The following is a 20,522-nucleotide window of genomic DNA, read 5'->3' on the forward strand; positions in this document are numbered from 1 at the left end:
GTTTATCTCACCAATCTTTGAGATGGCTTTTATTTTTTTCTTTATGGGTTATTTTTTTTCTAAACTTTCGTAATTGACTTTGTAGTGATGAATGTTCACCTTTTTCCTTTTTTGAAAATAATTGAACAAAGAATTGAGAGAAAGTATCATAAGTAGAAGTGTCTTTGATTTCTTTTGCCGAGGCTGTTATTGAAACCTTGCCTATTGCTGAATGTAACAACCATCGATACACTTCATTGAGATATTCAAAATCATTTTTATACTTACTTTTCTTTTCAACTTTAGAAAAAGCATATTTTTCAGAATTCAAATAGTTTTCTCTCCTACTCTTGTACCACTTTATTAATTTAAGCAACCATTTCTTAACTCTTTTATAGAAAAAGACAATTAAGAAGAAGAGTACAATATTTACTTTCTGTTCTACCAAAAAAGTAATGATTCTTTCTTTCAATGGCACTTTTGGTGCTGCATTAGTATCAACTTTTGGTTGTAAAGATTGAAGGCTATCCGCAATTGATGCTACAATACCTAAGTCGGAAGTAGTATCTACATGAATTTTTGATGCTTTAGATTTAACAGTTTTATATTCCCCTCGGTAAGGATCAAAATAAGTAATCGATGACCCAGGCATCTCATAATCTCCCGGTTTTGCAAAAAGGTAGGAGAACTTTTCGGTACGGGTACTGACTAATGTTTCTTTTTTACTATTAATCTTTTGGTCTGTTAAATTGCTATTGTAGTATCTTTTTGCATAATCTACAGAGTCAATTTTAACGGGAGGGATAAAATTAGCGATAGTCTTTACTGCTGTTACTTTCACTGTTCTTTCGACAACATCACCTACTTTTAATTTTTTAAAATCCTTATTCCAATAATCAGAAATGTACACTCTACTTGCTACAAATGGAATCACATTCTCTTTATTCGGTGGCAAAGGCCGAACTTTAAAAGTTTGTTCTTTTGTCTTTAATGTTGTTGCTTTTCCTTCAAAATCACCTTTTGGAGGAATGTAAGCCACTAAGGACAACGAAGGAAAAGTAAAGGTCCCTTCCTTGTAAGGAAAAACGAGGAAGTAATGCTTTATCACTGCGTAATATTTTCCATTTATGGTTTCATTACCTGATACAGAGTTGGTAAATGGAATGATAAAAGCATCTTTGACTGTGAGGTCTCCAAACTCAACACCTTGCGTAAACCAAGTTGGAGAATACACTTTGATCGTTACTTGTACAGGTTGTTGTACAAAAGTGTATTTACGTTGAAGGTGCACCGATGCAAATCCATTTTGGGCATTACTTTCCATTGAAACAAAAAGCAATGCAATACAGAAGAGTAGATATCTTACCATTGTTTCTCGGGATTTTTCACTTTAGGATAATACTTTTTCTTTTGAAGGATAAACTTCTTTCTCAAGAATTCAGAAGGGTCAGCATTGGTCTTTTCCATCACCATCGTAGCCGCATTGATTTGGGTAGATTGCTTTTTTTTCTTTTTTTCATCAGGCCAATCTTGTTCTTTGTATTTCCTTTTCTTTGGGTCCACTACTTTTTCTTTCTCTCGATCTGCCTGATTTTCTTTTTTCTTATTGTATTTATTATCTGATAGTTTTCTTTCCTTTTCTGTTAATACTTTTATTGCTTGAGAAGTATCTTTTTGAAGGGAATCTTCCCCTTTTTCAGTACCATTTTTCTGTTCAATTAATACTTTTACTTTTGTCAGAGATTGTTGAGCAGCTGCTAATGTTGAATCCTTAGCAAGTGCCACTTTAAATGCTGCTTGTGCCATTTCATAATCACCCATTTCGGCAAAAACTAACCCTAAGTTATATTGAGAGGTGGCTGTTGTGTCTGATTCATAAACTGAGATGGCTTCATCTAAATTTCCACTTTTGTAATAAGCAAAAGCTTTATGTGCCTTGTCTTTATACAATGCAGCAGCGGCGGCGTAATCACCTTTTTGTTCCATCAATTGCCCTTGATAATCTTTGGAATACCATAAATCATTCGCTTTGTCTCCACATCCTCCTAAAAATAAGAGGAGAATAAATCCCCAATTGACCATAAATCCTTTTCTGAACCAAAGCAATACCAAGATTACCAAAGGATAAATCAGATAAATTCCATCATCTTTCCAGTCTTCTTCCTTTCGTTCAGCATTCGTTTTTATTACTCTATGTTTTTTAATATGAGCAGCTAAAACATCAACATCACTATCATCCAATGTCAAAGGAATCACATCTATATTTTCTTCTTTCTTTAATTGATCAAGAATTGATTGATCTGCTTTTGAAAGGACATTTTTACCTTTATAAATCAAATCTCTTCGATCATTATAGGGATTAGGGACAAAACCTCCATTAAATGAACTTGCTACCCAAACTTGTACAAATGCTTTGGATGTATTTTTAAAATTAATGATCTGTTGGGATTGTGAATTTGTCAATTCATCTGTTACAATAATGACTGTTGGCGGTGCGATATCTTCTTTTGTTAGCTGATGCATGTACTCCAACATCAAAGTATAATTAGTCCCTTTTACGGGCATAATTCTAGGTTTTACAGTAGTCATGTAAGGCACCATAATTTCTTTATCCAAACTTGGAGGAAAGATAACATGCGGTGTTCCTGCAAATACCAATAGTCCCACTTTTGTATTTAATTTTTCGGCAAATAAATCTCTTATTTTCAATTTTGAACGCTCCAATCGATTAGGCGATAAGTCTTTTGTCATCATACTTTGAGACAAATCTAAGGCTACCCAAACAACGGCTTTATTGATGACTGTTGGTAATTTCTTTTGTTTGAAAGTTGGTCCTGCTAATCCTAAAATAGACATCCCTACGCAAATGAACATTAAGATGGCGGGAAAGTTCGCTTTACGATTTTTCTGATTGAGAATGACAATACTTCTAAGTTCTTCTTTAATCAATCGTTGCCATGAAAGTGCCTTTTTATTATTAATGATATATTGAACCAAAAACAAAAAAATGAGCACAAAGAACCATAGCATTTTCGGACGTAGAAAATGAAACTGATTGAGGGAATTTATCAATTGTTCGTTATCCATTCTTTCTGGCTTTTAAGAAGGCTAATACATTGAGATAAAAAATCAATAAACAAGCGATGACTACTGTTCCTATGATTGGATAATAATACAAGAGTACTTCAGGTCTAAGCCTTGTAGTTTCATATTTAATCGGTTCTAATTCATCTAGAGTTTTATAAGCTTTTTTGAGTTCTTTCTCGTCCATTGCTCTGAAATATTCACCGCCCGTCGAATGGGCGATAAACTTCATCGTTTTTTCATCAATCTTATCTTTTCCGGTAGGGTCTCCAATACCTAAAGTATAGATTTTAATACTATCTTTTTTGGCAATTGCAGCCGCATCCAAGGGATTGATTCCCCTTCCACTATCTACACCATCCGTGAGAAGTAAAATGACTTTTTCTTTTGTCGTATCGGCTTCAAAAACCTTCATACCATAGCCTATTGCATCGCCGATTCCAGTCATTTGCCCTGCCATTCCCACTTCCGCATCATTAAGCATAAACATAACCGACTCTAGATCTTCTGTCAAAGGTGCTTGTAGATAAGCATGTGTTGCAAAAAGAACTAAGCCCATTCGGTCTGACTTTCTTCCTTTGATAAAATCCGTCATCAGTTTTTGAACGGCATGCCATCTTGTAAGTCTTTGTTTTTCTACCACCCAATCTTTATTGTCCATACTAAAAGACATATCAGCGGTGATTAAAAAGCTTCTTGCTGTTTTGATTTTCTTCTCAGGAGTCCCTACTAATTTTGGTCCTGCAGCACCAATCAGGATACAAATGTAGATCAATAGATAAGCTGCCCATTGTACAAATTTCTTCTGTGAAACTTTTGACTTTTGTCGAGGATTTAAGCCTGATACTTTCACTGCTCTTTGGAAAGAAGGAAAGACCAAAGCTGATGTTTTTGATCGCAACGGAGGTATCAACCAATACACCGCAGGAATCAAGACAATGAATAAAAACACCCAAGGATGTGTCCATTCAAAGTGCATGTTTTCGTATCCAAAATTCGGCATACTGATAATAGGATTTATATTGTTGAGCGGCATTTACAATACTATTTTCATCATAAATACCTTTTAAAATGGTATTAAAATCTTGTTCAGAAAATGAAGTATTTTTGATTTTGGAATCCAGGTACATTTTCCAATCTGAATACATCATTTGTTTAATTTCTTGTTGGTTATATGCAGTAAAAGCTGTTCTTCGTAATAGCTTATCAATAGCATAAATATTGGCAGAAGTAACGTGTCCTGCATTGATTTCAGAAAGGAGTTGTAAAGCTTCTTTACGATACCTATTTTTATTGTAATGCTTTACCCATAGAATGAGTATTACAATACATAATAACACAAGTAGCCCCCCAACGATTTTCCACCCTAAAGTATCCAATGAATAAGCAACAGCACTTGGCGGTATGATCTCCCCTATTTTATCGGCTGTACTGTTCATTGAGCATTGTTTTTACTTGAATTTTGATTGGATCCATTGTATTAAATGTGACCAATGGAATACGATAGTCCAATAATTTCTTTTCCATTACTTTGATATCTTCTTTGTAGCTGGAATGGAATTTTGATTGGTTTTCTTTAGTTATATCCCAATCTATTTGCACTTGTGTATTGGTCATGGGAACTCTTTGGTTGGGTAAGGTTTCATCCAAAGGATCAGAAATGTGAGTGACAATTACATTATTACTTTTCGCCAATGACCCTAAGCGTTCTAGACCCAAGTCTGTGATTTGTGTGATATCTGTAATAATATTGATGATAAAGTCGTGATGAGCGATTTGTAGGACTTTAAATAATGCTTCTTCTAAATGTTGAAAAGATTGGTCTAACTTTACTTTTTGCCCAATTAACTTTTGGTTTAATTGTAAAGCTTGTTCTAACATTGCTTGAAACAGATTTTTACTTCTTGAAGGTCGAAATAATTGGTTTTCATTATTGGTAAAAAGTATACCACCAAAGCGATCTCCCATTTTTAATGCTCTAAAACCATGAATTGCCATTACTTTCAAAGCGACATTGGCTTTCAAGTCGCCTTGACTACCAAATAGCATAGATAAACTTTGATCCAAAACAACTAATTGAGGACGTTCTTTTTCTTCACTAAATACCTTGGTATGTGTCTCTCTTGTCCGAGCAGTCACTTTCCAATCGATATTTCGAATATCATCGCCTAACACATACTTTCTTACTTCAGAAAAGTCCAGTCCACGTCCCCTCAACATAGAAGCATGACGACCAGACAACAAACCTGAAACACGTTGATGTTTAAAGTATTCAGCACTTTCGACGATACTTTCTAATTCTAATAAATCTTGAATATTGAGATGAAGTAAGGGCAATTTCTTGGGTTGAAAAGTGAAAAGTCAATTTATAGGCTTACCGACTTTAGTAATTCATCGATAATATCATCTGCTGTTTTGCGGTCTGCATTTGCTTGGTATGTCAATGCAATTCGATGCCTTAAAATTCTATGAGCTACCTCTCTAACATCATCCGTATCCACAAAATCTTTTCCTTTTAATAATGCTTTGCATCTTGCTGCTTTATCTAGCGAAATACTTCCTCTTGGACTTGCACCTATAGCAATATATTTTTCTAATTCTGGATTATACTTTTTAGGAAAACGAGAAGCATCTATCAATCTTACAATATATTTCGTCACTGCTTCACCTACTTTTATAGTATCCAATTGAGCTCGAAGATCAAGAATTACTTGTCTATCAATAGGTGTTGGAGCTTCTTTAGCTTTAGAAGGACTACTTTCACCTCTTACCAATTCCAACATTTTCTCTTCTTGTTCGATAGTCAAATAATTTATGACAATTTTCATCATAAAACGATCTAATTGGGCCTCTGGTAAAGGGTAAGTTCCTTCCTGTTCTACTGGGTTTTGAGTTGCTATGACCATAAAAAAGGGATCCATTTTATAGGTTTTACTCGCCACAGTCACCTGATGTTCTTCCATCGCTTCCAATAAAGCAGATTGTACTTTTGCTGGTGCTCTGTTAATCTCATCCGCTAATACTAGATTGGTAAATATGGGTCCTTTTTTAAATGAGAAACTACTACCATCTGTGGATTCTGGATTATAAATTTCTGTACCAGTTATATCTGATGGTAATAAGTCTGGTGTAAATTGAATACGGTTCATCTCAATATCCATTACCTTACTTAAGGTATTTACTGCTCTAGTTTTTGCCATTCCCGGCAGCCCTTCTAAAAGTAAATTTCCTTCAGTAATTAACCCTATGATGAGTGATTCTACCAACTCTTCTTGACCGATGATGGAAGCATTAATCCTTGCTTCAAGTTCTTTTATCTTTTCTAACATATTAGATGGTACCGATATATTGAGGATAAGAAGAAGATAACTCCATGACCAATTCTACTATTAATACCTTCTTTTTGGTTTCTACTTTATGTTTAATGACATAAGTACTATTTCCAATTTGACGGTGAGAAACTACTTCTACATTTTTGATTTCATTGGTAAGAATACACTGTTTACCGTTGTATTTTTTTCCTTCTTCATACCCACACCAAAAGTTATCAATATAACCTTCCATTGCCTTTGTATCTTCCTTATACTTTTGGGCTCCTTTCATGTAAGGAGCTATTTTTTTGACATTTCGATTATTTACATTTTCACAAAAAGAAATAACATATTCTTCTAAATGTTCTGGTATTCCATCTACTTCTTCAAATTGATTTCCTCTTATATAAGCAGGTTCTGAAGCCGTTTCTCTTCCATTTTTATTGACTTGTGCTGTAGTTTTCGTTTGAAATTCAGTATTATCTAAATAGACTTGAGCATTTACCAAAAGTGAACTCAAGAGTAGTGAGCATGTAATAAGTAATAGTTTCATGTTTAATAGTAGAAAAACCATGTATGCTAAAGAATAACATACATGGTATTTATTGTTGACTTATTTATTGATTCCTGGTCCTGTAGAACCACCTGGTCCTACACCAATCTTCTCATAAATTTCAAGTGAAGCGTCTCCGACTGTGAAACTAGACGGTCGCTGACTTGGTGGATATTCCTTATATGTTGCCAAATGCTCAAATACAAGAACATTGGCTTTATACATAATGAATGGATGTGTAAGATACCATCCCCAATAGTTATTAGAATTTTGATCTGCTCTTTCAAATGGATCTCTTCTTAAGTTAAAGATTTTTGGAAGACGTAACCATACAAATGGCTCAGCCCAAAGCTCCATTGTTTTTGCTCTTTGTTCTGCATACACTACTTTCCATGCGGTTGTGACATCTCCAGAAGTACCTCTTCCTCCAGCATCGACACCACCACCTGGCTCCCAAGTAGCTTCTCCAACTGCATAATTCGATTGCTCATAGCGAATGGCTACGATTTCTGCATCTGCATTGAAATAAACAAATTCTGTTCTTGGTGATACCTTCGTTTCTCCCTTTAAATAAGGAAGCATATTATAGCCATCAAGATGTACTTTGAATGATTTGCCATTCGCTTTGTAACCACCTTGCATTAATTTCTCTTTAATATCTGGCTCTCCAGCTGCAGCTGCTAAAGTAGGTAACCAATCTAAGTGAGAAATTAGACCGTTCATTACTTTACCACCTTTCAAACCACCGTCACCCCAACGGATGAAAGTAGGAACTCTATAAGCACCTTCCCAGTTCGTTTCTTTTTCTCCGCGGAAATGCGTAATTGCACCGTCAGGCCAAGCATTATAATGTGGTCCATTGTCTGTACCATAAATAATGATTGTATTGTCATACACCCCTTTTTTCTCTAAGAAGTCTAACATTTCACCAATATGACCATCATGTTCCATCATACCATCATTGTAGAAACCTTGCTTAGAAATACCTCTACTTTCTTTTTTCAAGTGTGTTGTAAAGTGCATTCTAGAAGAGTTCCACCAAACAAAGAAAGGCTTATCTTCACCTACAGCTTTATCGATAAATTGCATTGCCATTTTATTGACTTCATCATCGATTGTCCTCATCCTTTCGATCGTCAAAGGACCTGTATCTTTTACGGGACCATCTGATGTACTATGTAATACACCTCTTGGACCAAATTTTTTCAAGAAGTTTGGATCTTGAGCGTAATCTGCATCTTCTGGTTCTTGCATTGCATCCAAATGATATAAGAAACCATAGAACTCATCAAAACCATGCTTAGTAGGTAAATCGGCATCTTTATCGCCTAAGTGATTTTTACCAAACTGACCTGTTGCATAACCTTGATTTTTCAGTACTTCAGCAATGGTAATATCATCCGCTTTTTGTCCTGCGGGAGCTTTGGGAAGACCTACCTTTGTCATACCTGTTCTCAAACCACATTGACCTGTAATAAACGATGATCTACCAGCAGTACAAGATTGTTCACCATAGTAATCAGTAAATGCGATACCATCATTTGCAATTTTATCGATTGCAGGTGTTTGATACCCCATCAAACCACGGTTCCAATAACTGATATTATATAATCCGATATCATCACCCCACATCACCAGGATATTTGGCTTTTTATTTTTTTGTTCCTTTGCCTCTGCTTCCATGGTCATTACACTACCGGCAAGCATTGACAGCGAAAACAATCCAGTTAGGATCTTCTTTTTCATTTAAAAATTGGTTTTAGGTTTTAATCTTAATTTATAAAGCTTCTACTTCATCAGAGAAGAATTTCATGAGCAGTACTCCTTTCTTATTATAAAGTTCTACTCTACAATCATAACACCCTTCTCTTAAACGATAAATTACTTTAGCATTTGAAAATTGTTTTGATTTTTTGATATCAAAAGAAGTGATAATATCATCATTTTCTGCTTCACTACTTTCGTTATCAAATTTGATTTTCACCTGCATTACCGATTTATTTTGTGCAGTATAAAGGCCAATAACATCTCCTTTCACATCCACAAAAGCAATTTCATCAGGATCGATATTCTTCACTTCATCTACAAATGTTTTTGTAGGTTCAACCAACCTATAATAAGGCATTTTTCCATTAATGTTTTTTATACATTGGGCATTACATAAGGTTGAAAAACTGATAAAAATTAAGAGAAAGAGTAAGTAATAGGCTTTTTTAATGTTCTTCATTCTAATAAAATATTATTGTTTCTAAAGGAAGAAAAATAAAATGGATTTATTTCTCTTTTGTTGTACCTCCAGGACCAACAGGACCTATTTGGTAACTTTTATTTTTAATTTCATTCATTTTCCATGAACCTGGTTTTTGAGAAGCAGGATATTCTTTGAAGGTCATCACATACTCTTGCATATGTGCCATAGCACCATACATGTAAGGAATTTGATTAATGTACCAATCCATGTAGGTATTTGAATCAAAATCAGCACGTTCGAAAGGATCCATTTTCAAATCAAAAACTTTAGGCATCCTTAGCCAAGTAAAAGGTTCTTGCCAAAGTTCTCCACTAACTCCTCTTTGTTCACCAAACACCCATTTCAAAGACATCTTCTGCTCTTTTCCCTCTATATCTTGACGAACTGCTACAGGTTCTGCTTCAGAAGTATGATAAACAAACCACTTTCGAGGAGATTCTTTTACTTTACCTTGTAAATAAGGCAACATGTTATAACCATCTAAATGAATTTTGAAGCTTTTTCCATTCGCTTTATATCCTCCTTTCAATAGTTTTTCCTTAATATCAGGATCTCCTGCTGCTGCCAAGAATGTAGGTAACCAATCTAAATGAGCCACCATACCATCAAGTTTTCTACCTCCCGATATTCCTCCAGCTGTCCAACGAATTACAAATGGTACTCTATAAGCACCTTCATACTGTGTTTCTTTTTCCATACGATAAGGAGAGATTGCTCCATCTGGCCAAGAGTTGGTTTGAGGGCCATTATCAGTACCGTAAATTACTATCGTATTATCAGCGATACCTTTCTCTTCTAAATAATCCAATAATTGACCTATATGATTGGAATGTTCTACCATACCATCGTTATAAAATCCTCTTCCAGACAAACCTTTAGATGCATCTTTAATATGAGTTCTAAAGTGCATTTTAGCGGCGTTCCACCAAACAAAGAATGGTTTATCTTGTTCAACAGCTTTGTCCATAAATACCATCGCACGTTTTGTTAGCTCATCATCAATAGTTTTAATACGTTCTATTGTTAAAGGACCTGTATCATTTACAGGACCATCTGAGGTACAATCTAAAACACCTCTAGGGCCAAATTTCCTTAAATATTCTGGGTCTTTAGGATAGTTTGGGTATTCAGGTTCTTCCATTGCATTAAGGTGATATAGGAAGCCATAGAATTCATCAAAACCATGTTTAGTAGGTAACATATGGTCTTGATCTCCTAAGTGATTTTTACCAAATTGCCCTGTCATATAACCATGATTTTTCAATGCTTCAGCAATTGTCAAATCATCATCTGCTTGTCCTTGAGGAAAACCTGGCATTCCGACTTTCGTCATACCTGTTCTTAAACCGGATTGTCCTGTAATGAAGGAAGATCTACCAGCTGTACAAGACTGTTCTCCATAATAATCAGTAAAAAGAACACCTTCATCAGCAATACGATCAATACCTGGAGTTGTATATCCCATTTGACCATAAGAGTAAGCACTGACATTCCATAAACCAATATCATCACCCCACATCACTAGAATATTAGGCTTTTCTGTACCTTTCTTTTTTTTCTTTTGAGCATGTACATTAGCACACATTAAAAGTGAGAGGAATACAATAATTATACTTTTCATTTTTTTATAAAAGGAAATAGTTTGATATCTAAACTTAGACGTTTGTAATGAATATAGTTACCAGACGGTTAGAAAGTGATAAGTGAGTTCATTATTCTAAATAGGAAACAATAAAAAGTTTTATACATACAATTTATACTCATAACATTACAAACACTCCACCTTCAATCAGAAAATGTTTTATAACATCATGATTATGAACTATTTCAAGAATCTGTTTTTGAAATATTTATTCTTATTTATAAAAGATATATTTTAAGTTAAATTGTTGAATCTCACAAAATACTAGCTGTTGAACTCAATAATTTTATGATCAAAAATTAAAGAATTTCACTTTAATGACCATCGTAATATGCAGTATAGGGTTTCAAAAAATTATTAAAAAAATGGACTGTTATTCAGGTCAGTCTAACTATTTGATTTCAAATGGATCTATTAAATATTATCGCGCTATTTATACTTTTCTTTCTCTTTATTTTCCTCGTTTATGTAGTTATTTATATACATGATATTCCTTATGAAATTGCTAAAAAGAGAAACCACCCTCACCAAGATGCTTTACAAGCAGCAGGTTGGGTAAGCTTATTTTTAATGCACTCTATCTGGCCATTCCTTTGGATTTGGGCCTATTATTATCCTAATGAGAAAAATCGAAAAAACTTGGAAGAGGAAATTGATTTACTAAAAAATGAAGTAAAAGAATTGAAGTCCAAAATTAATAATCAATAAGGTATGGAAACACTAATTATGTTAACCTATATAGGTTTGGCTTGGACAGTCTTTAAAGTCTTTAAAGTTCCTGTCAATAAATGGACATTAACGACTACAGGGTTGATAGGTTTCTTTATCATCTTTTTCATTATTGTTTTGATGAATTACAATCACCCATTTACTTCTAATGCTAGAGTATACTTTGTTACAACTCCGATTATTCCTGATGTTTCTGGAGAAGTCATTGAAGTAAAAGTAAAAGGCACCCATCAAAGAGTTGCTAAAGGAGATACATTATTTATTCTCGATCATACAAAATATTATAGTCGAATAAAGGTATTAGAAACAAAATTAAAACTTGCTGAAAAAAGATTGGATGAATATCAAGCTCTTCTTGAATCAAGAGCAGGAAGAAGGTTTGATGTGGAAACAGCAGAAGAAAATGTAGAACAAATAAAAGCTCAACTCATAGAAACAAGACATGAATATATTTCTTGTTTTGTTCGAGCTCCAGCAGATGGGATTGTTCTTCAAAATAGATTAAGAAGAGGGATGAGAGCAGTACAATTTCCATTAAGACCAGTAATGAATTTTATGGAAGATGAAAAAATGTATTTGATTGGTGCCTTTCCACAAAATCCCATGCAAAGAATTGCACTTGGAGATGAATCTGAAATCATATTTGATGCAATCCCAGGAAAAGTAGTGAAAGGAAAAGTAAAAGAGTTGCCCAATGCTATTGCAGAAGGTGAACTTCAGGTGATAGGTAAATTACATAATTTTGATACTAGAGATCATTTTCAAGGTGCTGTTCCGATACTGATTGAAATTGATGATGATATGAAAGAGTATTATTTACCTGGAGGAAGTAAAGCCCAAATTGCGATTTATACACAATATATTGAACCTATGAAACTAGTCCGGAAAGTACTTTTAAGAATGAAAGGGTGGATGAATTATATCGTGGGTGAAGAATGATATTAATTTGGATATACATTCTCAAAGTTAACTTTGTGTAAACTTTATACTTTTCTTATCATAAGCATCTATTTATCCTTAAAATTGTATTATTACTACATTTTTAGCCTATTTAATAATTAATCCTACAAACCATGACAGCCCCAACAACCATTCAAAAAAATAGTATGTACTGGCGATTTAGTATGTATGGATTTCTGAAAAATCTGAGATTCTTTGATCCTTTTATGATCATTTATCTTTCAGAAATTGGGGTAAGCTATACACAAATAGGAACTTTATATGCTATACGTAAATTGGTCGCTTTCTTTTTAGAAATCCCTACTGGTATTGTAGCGGACTATATGGGCAGAAAATTATCTCTAGCAAGTGCATTTTTAGCCTACATAATCTCTTTTATTACAATTTACTATTCCACAAATTTCTTTCTACTAGCTATTGCTTTTTCAATGTTTGGACTTGGAGAAACACTACGTAGTGGTACACACAAAGCGCTCATTGTTAGCTATTTAGAAAATCAAGGATGGATGAATCTTAAAACTGATTACTTTGCCAACACACGCGCTTGGGCACAATTTGGCAGTGGAATTTCCTCATTAATCGCAGGTGGATTAGTACTTTATAGTGGAGAATTTAAAAGTATATTCCTTTACTCTGTGATTCCTTATATCATCAACTTTTTTAACTTAATAACCTATCCAAGTTACTTAGATGCAAAAGATGTAAAAAAGAAGAAAAAGAAGGAAACTAAGTTTTTATCTGAGTTATGGGTTGTACTTAAAAAACCACATTTGATTAAAATAATCAGTAATTCAACAACTTTATCCTCATTTCTAGGAGCCTCTAAAGACTTTATTCAGCCGATGATGGCTGCTTTTGCGATGAGTCTTGCATTCTTGGACTTTCTTCATGACAAAAATGAACGTGTGGGAATTGTAGTAGGTGTATTGTATTTCTGTATATATATGATGACCTCACGTGCAGCTTCTATGTCTAAAAAAGTCAAGAAACAGATTCCTGACCCTGAAAAATTCATTGTAAAAACATTAAGTATTGGTCTTTTACTTGGGATTACTGCAGGTGTACTTTATGAATTCAATCTTACTTTAATTGCGATCATTGTTTTTACCGCTGTATATGTAACTGATAGCCTAAGAAAACCAATTCTTACAGGTTATATGTCGGATGATTGCCCTTCGGAAATGCTGACCACTGTTTTATCCGTAGATTCATTTGTAAGTACAGTGTTTACAGCAATACTTTCCTTTGTATTTGGCTTCTTATGTGATTACCTAAGTATTGGAAGTGCCTTAATGATTATTGGTGTTAGTTTATTCCTTATTTATACAACAGGTCGAATTTATTTTACTCAAAAAGGAATGATTGCTAAAGATTCAAATTAATATTAAATCTTCCCCATTTTGGGTAATATGGAGGAAAAACATTATCCGGTTGATAGGTAATTCTATCCCATGTATATTCAATGGTTCCAAAGTGATAAGAAAGAACAATTCCTAATGATAAACGATGTTGCCATTTGGGAATTTGATCATATGGAATAGTATAAGGTGAAGATTCAAAAGGAATTAAACTACCTTGCATTTCACCATCATAAAGATTTAATATTCCTCCTGAAAGTAATTTAAAATAAACTTGAGTTGGCCTGAAATTCTTTCTCAACCAATCCTTTGTTGCTTTTTCTCTTAATGTAGGATCTTCAGACCACATCGCATTAGGGTACTTCATACGGGCATACCTTTTATCCTTTAAGTTATAAAATGGAGAAAGATCTGTTTTTGTAGAATAAGGTCGATCAGCTTGGATCAAATAGTCATTAAACAAACCAAATCGAACATAAAGAAATCCCATAAACGAAATATCCATCGTACCCACTGTACCAGAACTTCCCAAATAAACATCCACAAAAGGTACTGGCGAAATAAAATTACGCATGATACCTGCTGAATAATTTAGGTATAAACCATTCCCTATCTGATTATCCCAGCCGTCTACAGAGCTATTTCCTATGATTCCATGAAAACCATTTTGAAAGGTTTGTGCTCCAGAAATTTTCCCAACAACACCGACGTCTAAAGAAGTCATAAAAATGATTCCATTGGATGGGTTGATAGATTGATGAGTCAATGTTAAGTAGGTTTCTCCACAATAAGGAATATCTGTCGAATCAACTTCAGATTGATGTATATCTTTTGGAGTATACATTTTATGAACTAAACCAAATTCAAAAAGTTGATGAGAATCGTTTAGTTTTGGTAAAATTGAATTCGTAATATTATTATCAAGATCTTCCCACCCCAAAAGGATTTTAGTACCAAAAGAATAAAATTGATCTGTAGATTTTAATAAAAATAAGTCTTCGTCAATGGTCATGTCAACATAAAAAGGTTTTTCCTCTTCTTGTTCATTGTCTTGAGCAAAGCAAATCGTTAGACTTAAAGTATATGTAAATAAAAAGAATAGTTTCCTTATAGGGCCCATACTAATGATGGATTTATTATTTAGGATAATGAAATAAAAAACTTTAGTGCCTTATTTCATTAATTTTCAATTGAATTATATAGGTCAATACTTAATATAAAAAGGACTTAGGGTAATTATTTTATTCTATCAAAAATTTCAAATTATTAGCCTATATTAAGTTAGAATAGTTAAAATGCTTCATTAAAATTAAAATATAATCCATAGGTATCTGTCCCCCATCCAAAATCAATTCTTACATTCATTCTTGGTTGTAAAGCATATCGATAACCTATTCCAAAATTGGGATACCATTCACTCAAATCAATAACTTCAGGTCCAATACTTCCTGCTCCCGCCCATGCTACTACACCAGATTTTGATAATTTTTGCTTATGTCTCATAAATGTATATCGCCATTCTAAGACTGAAATGACACCTGCATTATCTCTGTATTTTCCTTTTACATATCCACGAATATCATTTGATCCTGCAAAATCTACAAGCTCTGTATAGGGCACAGCCCCCTTTGTGGAGATCAAATTTAGTCTTGCCGCGATTACATTCCCTTCTCTAATGAAAGTCTTATAATATCTAGTATCTATTGTTATTTTCTCAAAATTAAAATCACTCCCTATACCTTGAAAATAGTTTTGATATTCTACCAGTAAATAATAGCCTTTCCAAGCATTGACAGGTATATCTCTTGAATCATATACTCCCCTAATTCCTAATCCATTCAAAAAATATTGATTCCCAAATTCTTGATAATAAGGATCATCCAACATGACAGGATTGATATTCGTATTCTTTGTATAACTAATATCCCAAGTTGGCCCCAAGTAGATATTCTTTAATAGCTTAATTCCATATTGAGAGTACAGACCAATTATGGCCTCATGGTATAATGTAGTGGTGTCTGATTCATAGGTATTATCGATCTCATCCACCCCTTTACCAAAGTAATTATTGTCTTTCGTATTGTAAATAAAATTGGCTCCAATCCTAAGATGATCTTCTTTCCAAAAAGAAGTAAGATTTGCTTTTATTCCAACATCTCCTTTTGAGCTATAATAAATAGTTCCTGGTAAAGAAGAGCGTTGAGAAATAGAATCTGTTTTGCTTCCTTTAAAAGAATAGAGAAATCCTCCTGCAACTAAAAAACCAGTATCTACTGTATATCCAGGACCCACTAAAGGAGAAAACCAGGGTTTGTTATTTTCTATAGCTTCTTTTTTTAATTTTTGTCTCTTTTCAGCATATTTTTTAATTTTTGATTGGCCATAAGAGGTATAAGTAGGTAATTGTAAAATAAGACATAGACCAATGATAAATCTGTTGTAACTATTCATCATTTCTTTTTATTCGCCTTATTCTGCTCATTAATATTATAAGTAAATCCTAAGAAAATACTCATGGTATTCTCTCTAATCTGCATGTTATTTTTTCTATATCCTTGCAAGAATATTTGATCTTCTCCAACATATTCCACTGGGTCACTAAAGTTAGCCAATTGCTCTAAGTTCCTATTAGATGAAAAAGAATATTGGAGTCCTAAAATGATATCAGAGTGTAATAGTTCAAATTGTACTCCTCCAGTAATATGATATTGATTAATTGATGGAGCGACCAAGGTCGTAGGGCTATCATAATCTTTAACGCCATCATATTCATGATAGGTGAAATCCGTTCTAAAACCACCCATCAATTCCAACTTTTCTTTCATAGTACCTCTCCATCCTATCGCAAAGTTGGTTACTTCCTCTGATGACCTTGTAATACTTAACCAATCTTTTGCACTTGTATTTAATTGATCTCCCGATAAAAATGCGGTTGGAGAAGGATTATTTATGGTATTGAATTCTTGAAGATTAGAAAAATACTGTAAAGACATATAAACCGCATTTTTCTTGAATAATCTTCTCACGCCTAGTGCAAGGCTAAATGGAAAACGAAAATTGGTGGGTATTTTTTCCTGATAGTCATTTATTAACATATCCGTGACATCATTGCCATTCTCATCGTGAAGATTCGCCGTAGATAAATCTCTACTTGATTCTGAAGAACCATTGACATGAAGAGAAGGAGAAGTAATTGCTAATCCAAATTGCCAACCTTTCGTTGAATACGTTGTACCTATTTTAAAAATTAAGCGGTTACTGAAAGCATTGATATATTGGTCATAAATATAGGTTACAATCTCTTGATCGGGATTATCTTTATTGATTGCTTTTGTAGAAACAGTATAGTCGTACTTCAAGGAAGAATAAGAATAAAACCCACTAATACCCAACTTCCATTTACTAGATATTTCGTGGGCAATTCCACCTCCAAACCAATAATCATTGTAATCATTTCGGTAATAAAAATCAGCTAAGTAAGTTTCATTACCTGGATATGAAGAAATAACATCAGTTTCTAATTTGTAATGTTCACGTTGTTCTAAGTAATAAGTATCTCTTGTAAAAGAGGCAAATTCAATACTTGTCTTATTCCATTTTTCAGGACGTAATAAGAATGCTACAAAACGAGGCTGAACACGAAACTTTAAATCAGAAGTGGTTTTTCCATCTACTAATGAATTTTTAAAATTAGTATTATAAAAACTAAATATATTGGCTGTAATGGCAAATTTCTTATAAGTAATATCGGCAATTTGAGCAGGGTTATAGTACAAAGCAGTGATACCACTACCACCACCCACTACTGCTCCAGATAGTAAGCTTGCATCGGTATTAAAACTATTACTCCAATATCTATTCGTCTGTGCTTCAACATCTAAAGAAAAAAGGAGAAATGCCATTAGGGCTATATAGTAAGTAATCGGTTTCAAAAGCTAGTAATATTGAGTATAAGTATCTTGAGAATTATTCTACAGCTCCACCTAAAGTAGAACTCAATCTGTAATTGATGACCATTTGAGGTACAGTCCATTTTTTGTAATACAATTCAGACAAATCTTCAATATCGTTAAATGCAATAAAGACTTCTCCATTTTTATCTTGAAAAACCAATAACTTCTGACAGAAAGCATCCAATCCTAATCGAGGAGTTGTATACATCGCTTTTGCGCCAGGAGCGGGAGCACCAAATAAAATGAGATAAGTCGGATTAATATCAATACCCACTGCCTTTGCTCTTGCTTGAAAATCAATATCTCTAAAAAATTGCGTATCTCCCTCTCCTCCAACAGCTTCTTTCAAAGCTTTGATGGTATTCTCAAAGTCTTTATTGGATTTAATTTTTACGATCCCAAATTCAAAATTCATATCTTTATCATGACTTGGAGCATACATTTCTTGAGGAAACTTCCCTACTATTTTATCAATTTTCTGACGGAATTTCTTTAAATCTTCATCCGCTAAATTATGTCTCCTTTTTATAAAATCAGCTGAAGTATACGCAAGGTAAACTCTAGATGTATCTGGCTCTGAATAAAACAATATTTTAAAGGGGAGATCAACACCGATCAACTGATTTTTTTGTAATAACTCTGCATTAATTTTATCATCTGAAAAAATGGTTACTAGAGATGGTGGAGTATATTCACCTTGTTCTGCTGCTAACTTGGAATGATTAATACTTGTCTCAAAAGTATACCTTTTTATATCTTCATTTAATGCACTAGCATTTTGTTCGACAATTTTATGTAATTCTTGGGTTGTAAATTCGGTTACTTCTGTCCCTCCGCATGACATCAAAAATAGAAAAGCACAAAGAATAAGTAATGGGGTTTTCATTGTAATTGGTTTCATAAATAAAAAAAGGATCCATAATCAAGTTAACTATTAGTTTGATTACAAATCCCTTATTATCAGAATAATACCATTTAAAAATTGTTTTTTAGAATGGTAATACCCTTGATACCTCTTTTTTATATTTCTTGAAGGCTTCTGGCCTATTCTTCATCATCTGTTCGTCTTTTAATGGAATAGAAGCAAACATAAACATCATCCACATTCCAATAGAACCTAAAGTTGTATACCAAGGTGCTTGATAAGCAACTCCCATCATGGCTACACCAAACCAAAACATCATCTCACCTAAATAATTGGGGTTTCTAGATTTGGCCCAGATTCCTGTTCTCAAAATATCGGATTTTAGCTTTGGAGTTCTCTGTCTAAATTTATCTAATTCATTATCGGCTAAATACTCAAAAATTGTCCCAATAAATGCTGTCAATGCTCCTAGTCCAAATAACCATTTATATTCCAATGTTCCTCCTTGATAAACCGACTCTAATCCCCACATGCTTACGAAAACGATACATGTTGGATACAAATGAATAGCAAGAAAATTAATAGGTTGGAAAAAGGCTTTGAACTTTTTTCTGAAATTAGCATATCTAAAATCTTCATGGTGCCAACCCGGCCAGCCTCTTGCCCAACTTAATGTCAACCTCCAAGACCAAAAAGAGACCACAAATGCACAAATCCATTGTGCAATAGACCAAGAAGATCCATCAAAAAGATAAAAATATTGTAATATGAAATAGAAAGGTATCACACTCCAATAAGCATCGTATACGCTACTATTTTTTCTTAATAATGAAAATATAAATGTCACGACTGTCATTACTAAATCAGCATAAAACATTCGTAACGTTAGATTATCTTCATTAATATATTGATAGGAGAAAAAACCACTAGCACCAATTATCAAGTACATAATTGTTATTTCTACAAGAGCTTTTTGTTTACTATTCATGATAATTCTTTAATTTCATAATGATCCATTGGTTGATAAGTGTGTTTCAGCCAATCCAATTTTCTTAGATCTTCTGTAGACATCGAACGAATCACTTTGGCTAATTTTGTCACTATTCCTTTTGCATGTTTGTCTTCATCATGAGTAGGCACAATGACATGCGGATGCAATCTTTCATATAAATGTTTTACTCCATTCAAACCTGGAGAAACTAATCCGCCTAAAAATCCTGGCAATTGATAGTAATTAAAAGGAGTCATCAGAAGTTTCATTTCACTGACATTTTGAATCTGCTCCAAATGTTTTTTATCCAATGAAAAACCGTGCGTAGCAAGACAAATTGCTTCTTTCCCATCATCGATGATAAAAGCATCATAAATCGGATCAATCCACCTTGTAGTTGGCAAGAAATGAAATTTAACACCATTCATCTCATGAATTCTCATTGATTTATCAAAAGCATAAAAACGTACATCAGGTAAAATCTTTTTGACTTTACTTTCAATACTTTTAGGACCTAAGATGGTTTTTGGTCTTAACTTTAAAAGTGTATCGGGGTGAAAATGGTCAGGATATTTTTGTGTAATTAAAATGACATCAAATTCAGGTACTTTTTCATAAGGAATTGGTGCCGTTCTGTGCCATTGTGTATTGAACCATGAAAAAAAATCGACCTCATTGCCATGAAGCCATGGATCAACAAGGATATGTAAATGATCTAACCCAATATACCATGAGTTATCCATATTTAAACGTTGAATTTTGATCATTAGAAGAGAGTAAATTTATGTATCCGTAAGTTAAACAGTTTTCGTAATATTTTGTTTAATCTACCAAGAACAAACTGTA

The 20,522-nt window shown here is 33.6% G+C and carries 19 protein-coding genes; 3 read left to right on the forward strand and 16 right to left on the reverse strand.

What is annotated here, in order from left to right; all coding sequences use genetic code 11:
* Positions 1-7: 7 nt before the first annotated feature.
* From ACXAHM_RS04665 to ACXAHM_RS04710, 10 genes are read right to left on the reverse strand one after another with little or no spacing between them, the layout of a single operon-like run.
* On the reverse strand, positions 8-1,348 hold the full coding sequence (locus tag ACXAHM_RS04665) for a BatD family protein (RefSeq protein ID WP_474959244.1): 1,341 nt from the start codon (positions 1,346-1,348) through the stop codon (positions 8-10).
* The gene (locus ACXAHM_RS04670) at positions 1,342-3,066 is read right to left on the reverse strand and encodes a VWA domain-containing protein (protein ID WP_474959245.1); all 1,725 of its coding nucleotides are present in this window, start codon (positions 3,064-3,066) and stop codon (positions 1,342-1,344) included. The genes ACXAHM_RS04665 and ACXAHM_RS04670 overlap by 7 nt, the downstream gene beginning before the upstream one ends.
* Positions 3,059-4,066 carry a VWA domain-containing protein gene (locus ACXAHM_RS04675; RefSeq protein WP_474959246.1) on the reverse strand — a complete coding sequence of 336 codons (1,008 nt, stop codon included), beginning with the start codon at positions 4,064-4,066 and terminating at the stop codon, positions 3,059-3,061. Before ACXAHM_RS04675 ends, ACXAHM_RS04670 begins: the two co-directional genes overlap by 8 nt.
* Entirely contained in the window at positions 4,032-4,502 is a 471-nt protein-coding gene (locus ACXAHM_RS04680; RefSeq protein WP_474959247.1) for a DUF4381 domain-containing protein, read from the reverse strand. Before ACXAHM_RS04680 ends, ACXAHM_RS04675 begins: the two co-directional genes overlap by 35 nt.
* Positions 4,483-5,400, reverse strand: a complete 918-nt coding sequence (locus tag ACXAHM_RS04685; RefSeq protein ID WP_474959248.1) for a DUF58 domain-containing protein — start codon at positions 5,398-5,400, stop codon at positions 4,483-4,485. Before ACXAHM_RS04685 ends, ACXAHM_RS04680 begins: the two co-directional genes overlap by 20 nt.
* A 29-nt stretch (positions 5,401-5,429) precedes the next feature.
* Entirely contained in the window at positions 5,430-6,392 is a 963-nt protein-coding gene (locus ACXAHM_RS04690; protein WP_474959249.1) for an AAA family ATPase, read from the reverse strand.
* A 1-nt stretch (position 6,393) separates the two neighbouring features.
* The gene (locus ACXAHM_RS04695; protein ID WP_474959250.1) at positions 6,394-6,927 is read right to left on the reverse strand and encodes a hypothetical protein; all 534 of its coding nucleotides are present in this window, start codon (positions 6,925-6,927) and stop codon (positions 6,394-6,396) included.
* A 60-nt stretch (positions 6,928-6,987) separates the two neighbouring features.
* On the reverse strand, positions 6,988-8,673 hold the full coding sequence (locus tag ACXAHM_RS04700; protein ID WP_474959251.1) for an arylsulfatase: 1,686 nt from the start codon (positions 8,671-8,673) through the stop codon (positions 6,988-6,990).
* A 31-nt stretch (positions 8,674-8,704) separates the two neighbouring features.
* Positions 8,705-9,154, reverse strand: coding sequence for a hypothetical protein (locus ACXAHM_RS04705; RefSeq protein WP_474959252.1), 450 nt, complete (start codon positions 9,152-9,154; stop codon positions 8,705-8,707).
* Between the two features lie 46 nt (positions 9,155-9,200).
* Positions 9,201-10,799: an arylsulfatase gene (locus ACXAHM_RS04710; RefSeq protein ID WP_474959253.1), complete on the reverse strand. Its 1,599-nt coding sequence runs from the start codon at positions 10,797-10,799 to the stop codon at positions 9,201-9,203.
* A 426-nt stretch (positions 10,800-11,225) separates the two neighbouring features.
* Here ACXAHM_RS04710 and ACXAHM_RS04715 point away from each other — a divergent pair, with 426 nt between their 5' ends.
* The 3 genes from ACXAHM_RS04715 (at position 11,226) to ACXAHM_RS04725 (ending at position 13,891) form a co-directional block, all read left to right on the forward strand.
* Positions 11,226-11,528 (forward strand): DUF3302 domain-containing protein, encoded by a 303-nt coding sequence (locus ACXAHM_RS04715; RefSeq protein WP_474959254.1) that lies wholly within the window; start codon positions 11,226-11,228, stop codon positions 11,526-11,528.
* A gap of 3 nt (positions 11,529-11,531) precedes the next feature.
* A complete protein-coding gene (locus ACXAHM_RS04720) occupies positions 11,532-12,488 on the forward strand; it encodes an HlyD family secretion protein (protein ID WP_474959255.1) in 957 nt (318 codons plus the stop codon).
* 134 nt (positions 12,489-12,622) lie between these two features.
* On the forward strand, positions 12,623-13,891 hold the full coding sequence (locus ACXAHM_RS04725) for an MFS transporter (protein WP_474959256.1): 1,269 nt from the start codon (positions 12,623-12,625) through the stop codon (positions 13,889-13,891).
* On the opposite strand, the gene ACXAHM_RS04730 is transcribed toward ACXAHM_RS04725, so the two are convergent.
* From ACXAHM_RS04730 to ACXAHM_RS04755, 6 genes are all read right to left on the reverse strand, one after another.
* Positions 13,875-14,987 carry a lipid A-modifier LpxR family protein gene (locus tag ACXAHM_RS04730; protein ID WP_474959257.1) on the reverse strand — a complete coding sequence of 371 codons (1,113 nt, stop codon included), beginning with the start codon at positions 14,985-14,987 and terminating at the stop codon, positions 13,875-13,877. The genes ACXAHM_RS04725 and ACXAHM_RS04730 overlap by 17 nt on opposite strands.
* Before the next feature lie 170 nt (positions 14,988-15,157).
* Entirely contained in the window at positions 15,158-16,321 is a 1,164-nt protein-coding gene (locus ACXAHM_RS04735; RefSeq protein ID WP_474959258.1) for a BamA/TamA family outer membrane protein, read from the reverse strand.
* Positions 16,318-17,769 (reverse strand): hypothetical protein, encoded by a 1,452-nt coding sequence (locus ACXAHM_RS04740; RefSeq protein WP_474959259.1) that lies wholly within the window; start codon positions 17,767-17,769, stop codon positions 16,318-16,320. The genes ACXAHM_RS04735 and ACXAHM_RS04740 overlap by 4 nt, the downstream gene beginning before the upstream one ends.
* 64 nt (positions 17,770-17,833) lie before the next feature.
* On the reverse strand, positions 17,834-18,706 hold the full coding sequence (locus ACXAHM_RS04745; protein ID WP_474959260.1) for a DUF302 domain-containing protein: 873 nt from the start codon (positions 18,704-18,706) through the stop codon (positions 17,834-17,836).
* A 103-nt stretch (positions 18,707-18,809) separates the two neighbouring features.
* Entirely contained in the window at positions 18,810-19,673 is an 864-nt protein-coding gene (locus ACXAHM_RS04750; RefSeq protein ID WP_474959261.1) for a DUF1295 domain-containing protein, read from the reverse strand.
* Positions 19,670-20,443 carry an MBL fold metallo-hydrolase gene (locus ACXAHM_RS04755; RefSeq protein WP_474959262.1) on the reverse strand — a complete coding sequence of 258 codons (774 nt, stop codon included), beginning with the start codon at positions 20,441-20,443 and terminating at the stop codon, positions 19,670-19,672. The genes ACXAHM_RS04750 and ACXAHM_RS04755 overlap by 4 nt, the downstream gene beginning before the upstream one ends.
* Between the last annotated feature and the right edge of the window lie 79 nt (positions 20,444-20,522).

The organism is Flammeovirga sp. AWQ4_249 (assembly GCF_056161045.1).